A 9,150-nucleotide genomic window follows, 5' to 3' on the forward strand; every position below is an offset into this window, starting at 1 on the left:
TGTGCCGTGACAGGAGGCGCCGATGCGCCTGGGATTGATGGTTGGCACCGACCGACAACGCCCACCGAATGAGCGGCTGTCCGGAGTGCTCGCCGACGGCCGGGCCGCCGAAGACGCCGGTTTCGCCTCGTTCTGGTTCCCGCAGGTGCCCGGGTATCTCGACGCCATGACCACGGTTGCGCTGCTTGGCCAGGCCACCAGCCGCATCGAGCTCGGGACCGCCGTCGTCCCGATCCAGACCCGCCATCCGATCCCGATGGCGCAGCAGGCATTGACGACGCAGACGGCGTGCGACGGCAGGTTCACGCTGGGGCTCGGGCCCTCGCACCACTGGATCATCGAGGACCAGCTCGGCCTGAGCTACGACCGTCCCGCCGCCCTGGTGCGCGATTACCTCGACGTGCTCAACGCCTCGTTCGCCGGACCGGGCCCAGTTGATGTGGAGAACACCACTTTTCGCGTGCACAGTCCGATGAATGTCACGGACGCAACCGCGATGCCGATCCTGCTGGCGGCCCTCGGGCCTGCCATGCTGCGCATCGCCGGCGAGCGCACCGACGGCACGATCCTGTGGATGGCCGACGAACGCGCGATCGGGCAGCACGTCGCGCCGCGCATCACCGCCGCGGCCTCAGCGGCGGGCCGGCCGCAGCCGCGGATCGTCGCCTGTGTCCCCGTCGCCCTGTGCGACGACGTTAGAACCGCACGCGCACAGGCGAATGACGTGCTCGGCCACGCCGACGTGTCGCCGAACTACGTGCGGCTGCTGGAACACGGGGACTCCGACGACGTCGGCGACACGATGGCCGCCGGCGACGAGAACGCGGTGCTTGACCGCCTACGCCGTTACCGCGACGCAGGCGTCACCGACCTTGCGGCGCGGATCGTTCCCGTCGGCGGCGACTCGTCGGCGCGCCGCACCTGGGACTTCCTCGCGTCACTGAATGGGTTCGTCACCTAAGACTGTGGTGCGAAACATCTCTCGCGGAGAGTCGGGGTCGTATGGCGCGGCGCGGTGCAGCACCCCGCGGTTGTCCCAGATCACGGTGTCGCCCACTGACCACGTGTGGCTGTAGACGAGCTCGGGTGCCGTGGCGCGCTCGAGTAGCTCGGCGAGCAGTGCGCGGCCCTCAATCAGGTCGGTGCCGACGACGTAGTCCGCGGAGGCACCGAGCACCAGCGACTTGCGGCCGCTGCTGTGCGTCCAGACCAGCGGATGCTCATAGGTGCGACGAGAACGCCAGCGGGCCACCAGCTCCGGGCTCGGGTCCGGCGTGACCCGGCGCTGCGACGCTTCGAGTGAATGGACAACCCGCAACGACGCGAACCGCTCCTTCTCGCTCTCACTTAACGCGTCGTAGGCGGCATACGAGTTCGCGAACTCGGTCTCACCGCCGCGGTCGGCCACCTGAACCGCCGACAGCACGGTCGCCTTCTGCGGGCACTCGTCGTTGATCGGCGTGCAGCCGTCGATATGCCAGTCGAACGTCGCGCGCAAGTAGACCGCTGACGAGTTCTTCGACGTATCAAGCGTGATCGGATAGATGCCCGCCACCGGGTGGTGGCCGTCGGAGGAGTGGTCCACATCGCCGAGCCGGCGACAGAACGCGACCTGCGCCTCGGGACTCAAGTTCAATCCAGGGAAGACGAGAACGCCGTTGTCCTCCAACGCCTCCAGCACCGACGCGCCAAGCGCGTCGTCCGTCGAGAGCCGCTCGGGGTCCAGTCCGGCGACCTCCGCGCCGACCGTCTCGGTGAGCTTGTTGATCGTCAGCATCATGGCACTGGCTCGCTTACTCTCGTGAGGACCGCGTCAGCGGAGTCCGTGGGTTTGGGTTGCTTGAAGATCTCCACCGCCATGGCGACCATCACCAGCGAGTAGATGAGTTGAAGTAGGTTCACCGCATCCTCGGGCACGTCGTCGAGCGGGAACTTGTCGCAGTAGTCGATTGCCTCTTCCAGCCGCGGGAAGAAGGCGTCATAGAATTGCCGCATCTCGGCCATGGTGCTGGCCACACGCTGATTCCACCGCTCGTCTTCGATTGCCAAACACCATGTTTCGGCAAAGGACTCTAACTCCGCGAACGCGCTGGGAAGCCTCATGTTTTCACCAACTCGCGCTCGCGCTGATACTCCCCCACCCAATCCACGACCACCTTGTGAAGATGACGGACCAGGATCTCCTGGTCGCTGAGCGGAAACTCGTCGACGACGTCGGTCTGCAGCGCGGCCTGGGTACCCCCGAGCATCCCCGCATCCTGCAGCGCGAATTCCTTGAGCACCACGGCGGCTACCTCGTGTTCGATGCGTTCCTTGACCGTCCGCGCCGGGTGGAACGCGGTGTAGGCCTCGAAGCGGTGCGTGTTGTGCGACGTGGGCCAGTACCGGTACAGCAGGTACCAGCCGCCGTAGATGAGGATTTCGAGGTTCGGGAAGATCTGGAAGTTGCTGATCCCCCACGGCTCGATGCCGCCGGGGTTCAGCCCCGCGGGCAGCGGCCCGATGTCCGGCGTGCGCCAGGGCCCGACAAGCCCGCTGCGCGTGGTCCTTTCGATCGGGTACATGTACTCCGGCGCCAGCAACCAACGGCGCGTCCCAGCGGTCGACACCAACCGGTGCGGCCCGTCGAGTTGGAAGTGCGCGCACTCGAACCCCGCGTTCGGATCGCGTACCTCGGCGGGCACCTGCTGTGGGTGCAGGGACGGGACGTGGTAGTACTCCTGGAACGCGTCGGCGAAGATCTTCCAGTTGCTGTTGTTGTGCGCGACGAAGTCGTAACGCTCCGTGAGCTTTCCGAACGGGTAGTCGTCGAGACCGGTGATCATCGGCCCGAGGAACTCGCGCAGCGTTTGACGCGGCTCCGGGTCGAAGTTGATGAAGATGAACCCGTTCCAGACGTCGCATGCCACCGGTCGCAGCCCGTAGGCGCTCTTGTCGACGTCGAAGAACTCGTGCTCCTGCTGCATGAACGTCAGGGCACCCTCGACGTCATAGCGCCAGCCGTGGTACTTGCACGTGAACTGCCGGCAGGTGCCGGACGTCTCTTCATTCGGAAAGTCGTTCCACACCAGCTTGTTTCCGCGGTGCCGGCACACATTGTAGAACGCGCGCACCTGCTCGTCCTTGCCTTTGACCACGATCACAGACGAGCGGACAGCGTCGATCTCCTTGGTGAAGTAGCTACCGATCCGCGGCAGCTCTTCGACGCGACCGACGTTCAGCCATGCGCGTTTGAAGATCGCCTCGCGTTCGAGTGCGTAGAACTCCTCAGATGTGGAGTCACGGAACGAGATCGGACCGGTACCCAGCTCGGGGTAGTGCTCGGTCCAGCTTCCCTCGTCGGGCTTAGGCCATCGCGCCATGCCAACCTCCTTTCGATTTCCCGTCGTCCCCCTGCCCTTCGGGCGGGAGGTGCCCCCATCGCTCGCCCCGGCTACATCACCGAGCCGCCGTTGACCCCCAGCACCTGACCGGTGATGAAGCCGGCCTCCTCCGAGCACAAAAAGCCGACGGCGGCGGCGATGTCGTCGCCGGTGCCAAGGTGTCCCAGCGGGATGCTGTGTGCCATTTGCTCGTTGCTCGGCAGGTGCCCTTCGGCCTGGCCCTGGTGCTGCATCGGCGTTTCGATGCCCGACGGCGGGACGTTGTTGACCGTGATTCCGACCCGGGCGTATTCGCGCGCGAGCGACTTCGTCAGCGCCATCAACGCACCCTTCGACGCGGCGTAGTGCGCCATCTTCGGGGATCCCCGCTGCGCGCTCGACGACGAAATCATCACGATGCGACCCCAATTGGCGGCCACCATGTCCGGCACAGCCACCTGGCAGCAGTGAAATGTCCCGTTGAGGTTCACGTCGATGATCCGCGACCACGCGTCGAACGTGAGCTCGGTGAACGGCGCGAAACCGACCGCGCCTGCGCTGGTGACCAGGATCGTGACGGGCCCCAACTCAGTGCGCACTTTGCCAAAGGCGTCTTCAACGCCCGGCCGGTCGGTGACATCAACGGCGACTGCCAGCGAGGTGACGCCGTCGGCGCGCAGTTCGCTGGCAACTCGTTGTGCCGCATCGCCGTTGATGTCGAGCACGGCGACTTTGTGCCCACGTCGCCCAAGTTCGTGGCAGATCGCCTCGCCCATTCCCGACGCGCCGCCGGTCACCACCGCGACCCTGCTCATTCGTAGACCACCCGGACGGACGGGGTCGTCGGCAGCGACTGGCACGTCAGCACCCACCCCTCGGCCACCTCGTCGTCGTCAAGCGCTTCGTTGTTGAGCATCCGCGCGCTGCCCTCGACGATGCGTGCCATACATGTTGCACAGGAACCGGTTTCGCACGACGACGGCGGACTCAGCCCGGCCAGCCGCGCAGTCTGCAGCAGCGTGTTGCCTGGCCGGTAACTCACGACGGTCGTACGCCGGTCGAGTTCGATCGTCACCTCTTCGGTCACGTCGGCCGCCGGATCTCCCACGGTCGTCGCGGCAGTGCCGGTGACCCCCTCGCTGTCGGCCATCGTGTCAAGGTTATCAAGTACTTGCGATAACATCAAGTACTTGATTCGTTTGGGCGCGGGTCGATGTGGTCTGGGAACAGCGTGTGGCCGGTGCCCTGTTCGATGACCCGCGCCAAGAGTTCATTCAGCTGTCGCTGCTCAGCGGGTGTGAGCACACCGAAGACCTTCTCGTGGGCCGCGACTGCGTCCGCGAAAGCCCCCGTGGTCACGGCCCGCCCTTGGTCGGTCAGGTATGCACGCAGGATCCGGCCGTGTTGCGGGTCCTGCTTGCGCTCGACAAGCCCCCGTCCTTCCAGCGCGGTGAGCGCGAGCTGCACTCCCTGCGGGCTTATCAACAGCCGTCGCGCCAGCTCCGCTCCCGAGAGTCCGGGCTCACCTGCCAGCTGCCGCAGCAACCCCATCTGGGCGGTGGTCACACCGTGCCCGCTCAGCGCGTCGTTCACGGAGTTCAGCGAGAAGTGAAACGCCTGTTTGAGCAACCACAGGATGTTGTCGGCCGAGTCGGTTGGTTGGACCGGGCGCTTACGAGCTGTCATGGGCGTCCCTCTTGTAGATTGTGCCACCCTTCATCACGAAGGGAACGTCGAGCAGGGCGGAGATGTCGCGCGACGGATCCCCGGCGACGCCGATGATGTCGGCGAGATAACCGGGCGCGAGCCGCCCGAGTTCGTCGTCGGCTTGGATCAACTCGGAACTGGTCACCGTCGCGGCACGCAGCGCCTGCATCGGCGTCATGCCGCGATCCACCAACGCGCCCAGCTCTTTTGCGTTCTGACCGTGCGGAACCGCCGGAGCATCGGTGCCGCACGCGATCCGCACACCTGCCGCAATCGCCTTGGGCAGCATCGCTTTTGCCTGCGGGAAGACCTCGGCGGCCTTCTTCTGCAGTTCAGGGGCCGCCCGCTCGATGGCCATCGCATCGGTCAGATACGTCGTGGACACCAAGAACGTGCCGTGGTCGACCATCATCTGGATCGTGTCGTCGCTGGCGAGGAACCCGTGCTCGATGCAGTCGATGCCGGCCTTGATGCACGCCCGGATTGCCTTGTCGCCGATCGCGTGTGCGGCCACCATGATGCCGGCGCGGTGCGCCTCGTCGGCGATGGCCTCGAACTCCTCGTCCGAGTACTGCTGTGAGCCCGGCGACGTGCTGTGCGACATCACCCCGCCCGACGCCGACACCTTGATCAGCCGTGCGCCATGCCGGATTTGGTAACGCACGCACGCTCGCACCTCAGGCACCCCGTTGGCGATTCCCTCCGCGACGGACAACGGCATGATGCCCGGCGCCAGCCGCTGGAACACGGTCGGATCGAGGTGGCCGCCGTACGGTGTGACGGCATGACCTGCCGGCCAGATCCGCGGGCCCACGTGCCAGCCCTGATCGATCGCGCGCTGCAGCGCGACGTCAAGCAGGTAGCCGCCCGTCTTGACCATCAGCCCGAGATTGCGCACCGTGGTGAAGCCCGCCAACAACGTCGTGCGCGCGTTCACCGCGCCGCGCAGGGTGCGATAGGCGGGATCGTCCTGCACTCCGTGCATCGGCAACGGCAGGCCCTCCGGTCCGCCCGGCCCGCCGATGAGCAGGTTGAGCTCCATGTCCATTAGACCGGGCAGCAGTGTGACATCGCCGAGGTCGATCACCTCGGCCGAATCCGGCAGTGGCGCAGCAGGATCCATTGACGTGATGCGATCGCCGTCGACGACGATCACGGCCGGCGAGGGGACCTCGCCCGCGTCGACGTCGACCCAGCGCGCGGCCTTCAGAACGGTGCTCGATGGTCGCTCGGACAAGCCTCGCTCCGTGCTCACGGATACGGCTCAGACACGCAGTCGATCGCGGACGCCCCCGAGTCGGGAACCCGTGGTTGCTTCCAGCACTCGATCGGGAACGACACCATGATCAGCGAATAGAGCAGGTGCATCAGGTTGAGCACGTTGTCGGGCATGTCGTCGAGCGCGAACTTGTCGCAGTAGGCGATCGCCTCCTCGGCGCGCGGCGTGATCGCGTCGTAGAACGCCTGCATTTCGGCCATCGAGCTGTTCAGCCGCTTCTCATATCGCTCGGCTTCACTGGGCAGGCACCACTCCGAAAACCGTTCCAGGTCAGCGAATTCGGTGGGCAGCATGGGCGTCACATCAAACCCCTGCGGTTTCGCGGCGATAGTCGTCCACCCACGCGGAGGTCTCCTTGTGGAAGTGGCGGATCAGTATCTCTTGGTCATTGAGCAGAAACTCCTCGACCGCGCGCGATTCGACCATCGTCTGCGTCGCCTCGAGTGTGTTGGCGTCCTGAAGGCCGTACTCCTTGAACGACACCGCGGCGAGTTCCTGCGCGATGCGGTCCCGCGGACTGCGCGGCGCCGGGAAATACAACGTGCCCTCGAAGAGATGCCTGTTGTAGGACGTCGGCCAGTAGTGATAGGTGAGATACCAACCCTGGCCCCAGATCAGGATCACGAAGTTCGGGAACAGCTGGAAGCTGTCCAGCCCCCACGGGTCGCACTTCGCCGGGTTCAATCCGGGTGGCATCGGGCCGAGATCGGGCTTGTCCCAAGGCCCGAACAACCCGCTATGGCAGATGTCGTCGATCGGCTTGCGCATCTCGGCGTCCATCTCCCATGCGCGAATTCCCGACGTGCTCACCAGACGGTGCGGCCCGTCGATCCGGTAGTGCGGCGCCTCGAAGCCGGCCTGCGCCGCCGCGGCCGAATACGCCGACGGCGACTGGTTCGCATGCAACACAGGCGCATGGTAGAACTCCTGGAACGCGTCCATGTAAAGCTTCCAGTTCGCCTTCACCTCGGAGCGGTAGTAGAACCGAGATGTCATCTGCGCGAACGGATATCCTTCGAGGCCGAGGATCATCGGGCCGAGGAACTCGCGCAGCGACTGCTCGGGTTCCTTCGCGAAGTTGACGAAGATGAAGCCCTCCCAGACCTCGCAGTGCACGGGCACCAACCCATAGCGACTCTTGTCGAGGTCGAAGAATTCGCCCTCCTGCTGCACGAAGGCCAGGTTGCCGTCGAGGTCGTATCGCCATGCGTGGTACTTGCAGGTGAACTGACGGCAGGTGCCGCTGGTCTCCTCCAGCGGCATGTCGTTCCACACCAGCTTGTTGCCGCGGTGACGGCAGATGTTGTGGAAGGCGTTGACATCGCCTTCGGCGTTGCGCACCAGAATGATCGAGGTGTTCGCGGCCTTCAGTTCTTTGGTGAAGTAGCTGCCCTTGCGCGGAAGCTGTTCCACGCGGCCAACATTGAGCCAGGCCCGCTTGAAGATCGCTTGCCGTTCGAGCTCGTAGAACTCGGGTGAGATGGAGTCTTCGTAGTTGACGGGCCCGGTGCCGAGCGTCGGGTAGTGCTCAGTCCAACTGCCCTCGGCCGGCTTGGGGAATCGCGCCATGACCAGTGACGCTATCCGCTCCAGCCACGAATGACAAGTAGTTGATACTGGTGTACGGAGGCCGCATTCGCACCGCCCCCATACGATCCTCGAATGACTGCGCCCCGCTCGCTGCGAGAGTTGTTCGACCAGATCGGCTTGCAGGACGTCCCGACGACCGACGGCACGGTGATCATGGAGATGCCGGTCGACGAGCGCGTGACCAACACCGCTGGCGGGCTTCAGGGTGGGCTGATCGCGACGATGGCAGACGTCGCGGCGGGCCAGCTCGCGTCCCGCAGCACACCGTTCGGCAACGGCATCGCCACGACGGACCTCTTCATCCGCTACCTGCGCCCGATCAAGATCGGGCCGGCCCGCGCGGTCGCCAGGATCCTGCGGCAGGGCAAGCGCTCCGTCGTCATCCAAGTCGACATCTACAGAGGACACGACGACGAGATGGCGGCGACGGCGACCGTCAACTTCGCCGCGATCACCTAGCCCCCGCCTGCGGCGAGCGTGCGTGTCTGCAGCCGACACGCCGTCGTTTTCAGCGAGAACGCGCACGCTCGACGCATCTTTGTGGCCAGCAGCACGCGTGCTCACCGAGCGTGAACTCAGACTGAGCAGACTGGCTCGTTTCCGCCACCAGTTAACGTTCGTCGAGTGTGCGTCATCTCCCACCGGCGAGCGGCGTGTCGTGCAACAGACACGCACGCTCGCGAGTATTGGCGTCAACGACCCAAACGAGACTGTCAGTTCAAAAAATGCCACGCCATTTCGTAGATCGGCGTTCCCCAGACTGGTAACGTGATTCTCCTCACCGTACAACGCCGTATAGCGCTGGAGGCTCCCAGTTCCATGATTTACCAGGTCGCGACGTGTCCGACGCGCTGAGCCGTCCACTGCCGCCGGTCACCGGCGAGACCGAATTCTTCTGGAGTTCGGGTGCTGACGGGGTGTTGCGCTTTCAGGAGTGCACCGCCTGCAGCGCGCTCATCCACCCGCCGGCACCGGTGTGTCGGTACTGCCGGTCGCGGGCGATGGGCATTCGCGAGGTGTCCGGAAAAGCGACGCTGTCCGGCTTCACCGTCAACCACCGGTTCAGCCTTCCCGGGATGCCCGCGCCGTACGTCGTCGCGCAGGTCGCGATCATCGAGGACCCGCGCGTGCGGCTGACCACCAACATCGTCGACTGCGATCCCGACGAACTCGAACTCGGCCAGGTCGTCGAGGTCACGTTCGAGCAGCACG

General features: G+C 65.1%; 11 protein-coding genes and 1 pseudogene. 3 read left to right on the forward strand and 9 right to left on the reverse strand.

What is annotated here, in order from left to right; all coding sequences use genetic code 11:
- Positions 1-22: 22 nt before the first annotated feature.
- Entirely contained in the window at positions 23-961 is a 939-nt protein-coding gene (locus QOH60_RS08850; protein WP_526419231.1) for an LLM class F420-dependent oxidoreductase, read from the forward strand.
- On the opposite strand, the gene QOH60_RS08855 is transcribed toward QOH60_RS08850, so the two are convergent.
- The 9 genes and pseudogenes from QOH60_RS08855 to QOH60_RS08895 all read right to left on the reverse strand — a co-directional run bounded on the left by QOH60_RS08855 (position 938) and on the right by QOH60_RS08895 (position 7,917).
- The gene (locus QOH60_RS08855; RefSeq protein WP_526419233.1) at positions 938-1,780 is read right to left on the reverse strand and encodes a TauD/TfdA dioxygenase family protein; all 843 of its coding nucleotides are present in this window, start codon (positions 1,778-1,780) and stop codon (positions 938-940) included. The genes QOH60_RS08850 and QOH60_RS08855 overlap by 24 nt on opposite strands.
- Positions 1,777-2,103 carry a hypothetical protein gene (locus tag QOH60_RS08860; protein ID WP_526419235.1) on the reverse strand — a complete coding sequence of 109 codons (327 nt, stop codon included), beginning with the start codon at positions 2,101-2,103 and terminating at the stop codon, positions 1,777-1,779. The genes QOH60_RS08855 and QOH60_RS08860 overlap by 4 nt, the downstream gene beginning before the upstream one ends.
- The gene (locus QOH60_RS08865) at positions 2,100-3,362 is read right to left on the reverse strand and encodes an aromatic ring-hydroxylating oxygenase subunit alpha (RefSeq protein ID WP_526419237.1); all 1,263 of its coding nucleotides are present in this window, start codon (positions 3,360-3,362) and stop codon (positions 2,100-2,102) included. The genes QOH60_RS08860 and QOH60_RS08865 overlap by 4 nt, the downstream gene beginning before the upstream one ends.
- 71 nt (positions 3,363-3,433) lie before the next feature.
- Positions 3,434-4,177 (reverse strand): SDR family NAD(P)-dependent oxidoreductase, encoded by a 744-nt coding sequence (locus tag QOH60_RS08870; RefSeq protein WP_526419239.1) that lies wholly within the window; start codon positions 4,175-4,177, stop codon positions 3,434-3,436.
- Positions 4,174-4,521 (reverse strand): annotated as a pseudogene (locus QOH60_RS08875) (2Fe-2S iron-sulfur cluster-binding protein); the annotation flags it as partial. The gene QOH60_RS08870 and the pseudogene QOH60_RS08875, both read right to left, overlap by 4 nt.
- 23 nt (positions 4,522-4,544) lie before the next feature.
- A complete protein-coding gene (locus tag QOH60_RS08880) occupies positions 4,545-5,048 on the reverse strand; it encodes a MarR family winged helix-turn-helix transcriptional regulator (RefSeq protein WP_526419241.1) in 504 nt (167 codons plus the stop codon).
- The gene (locus tag QOH60_RS08885; protein ID WP_526419243.1) at positions 5,035-6,324 is read right to left on the reverse strand and encodes a metal-dependent hydrolase family protein; all 1,290 of its coding nucleotides are present in this window, start codon (positions 6,322-6,324) and stop codon (positions 5,035-5,037) included. The genes QOH60_RS08880 and QOH60_RS08885 overlap by 14 nt, the downstream gene beginning before the upstream one ends.
- On the reverse strand, positions 6,321-6,641 hold the full coding sequence (locus QOH60_RS08890; RefSeq protein WP_526419251.1) for a hypothetical protein: 321 nt from the start codon (positions 6,639-6,641) through the stop codon (positions 6,321-6,323). Before QOH60_RS08890 ends, QOH60_RS08885 begins: the two co-directional genes overlap by 4 nt.
- A gap of 10 nt (positions 6,642-6,651) precedes the next feature.
- Positions 6,652-7,917, reverse strand: a complete 1,266-nt coding sequence (locus tag QOH60_RS08895) for an aromatic ring-hydroxylating oxygenase subunit alpha (protein WP_526419245.1) — start codon at positions 7,915-7,917, stop codon at positions 6,652-6,654.
- Positions 7,918-8,010: 93 nt separating this feature from the next.
- Between QOH60_RS08895 and QOH60_RS08900 the strand changes: the two genes are divergently transcribed.
- A complete protein-coding gene (locus QOH60_RS08900; RefSeq protein WP_526419247.1) occupies positions 8,011-8,397 on the forward strand; it encodes a PaaI family thioesterase in 387 nt (128 codons plus the stop codon).
- A gap of 380 nt (positions 8,398-8,777) precedes the next feature.
- Positions 8,778-9,150 (forward strand): Zn-ribbon domain-containing OB-fold protein (locus tag QOH60_RS08905; protein ID WP_526419249.1); only part of this gene is annotated, 373 nt, incomplete at its 3' end.

Source organism: Mycobacterium sp., assembly GCF_032159765.1.
Lineage (GTDB): Bacteria > Actinomycetota > Actinomycetes > Mycobacteriales > Mycobacteriaceae > Mycobacterium.

Coding starts and splice junctions, on each gene's coding strand:
- QOH60_RS08865 (WP_526419237.1), bottom strand. CDS start 3,362: ATGGCGCGATGGCCTAAGCCCGACGAGGGAAGCTGGACCGAGCACTAC.
- QOH60_RS08890 (WP_526419251.1), bottom strand. CDS start 6,641: ATGCTGCCCACCGAATTCGCTGACCTGGAACGGTTTTCGGAGTGGTGC.
- QOH60_RS08850 (WP_526419231.1), top strand. CDS start 23: ATGCGCCTGGGATTGATGGTTGGCACCGACCGACAACGCCCACCGAAT.
- QOH60_RS08860 (WP_526419235.1), bottom strand. CDS start 2,103: ATGAGGCTTCCCAGCGCGTTCGCGGAGTTAGAGTCCTTTGCCGAAACA.
- QOH60_RS08855 (WP_526419233.1), bottom strand. CDS start 1,780: ATGATGCTGACGATCAACAAGCTCACCGAGACGGTCGGCGCGGAGGTC.
- QOH60_RS08895 (WP_526419245.1), bottom strand. CDS start 7,917: ATGGCGCGATTCCCCAAGCCGGCCGAGGGCAGTTGGACTGAGCACTAC.
- QOH60_RS08870 (WP_526419239.1), bottom strand. CDS start 4,177: ATGAGCAGGGTCGCGGTGGTGACCGGCGGCGCGTCGGGAATGGGCGAG.
- QOH60_RS08880 (WP_526419241.1), bottom strand. CDS start 5,048: ATGACAGCTCGTAAGCGCCCGGTCCAACCAACCGACTCGGCCGACAAC.
- QOH60_RS08900 (WP_526419247.1), top strand. CDS start 8,011: ATGACTGCGCCCCGCTCGCTGCGAGAGTTGTTCGACCAGATCGGCTTG.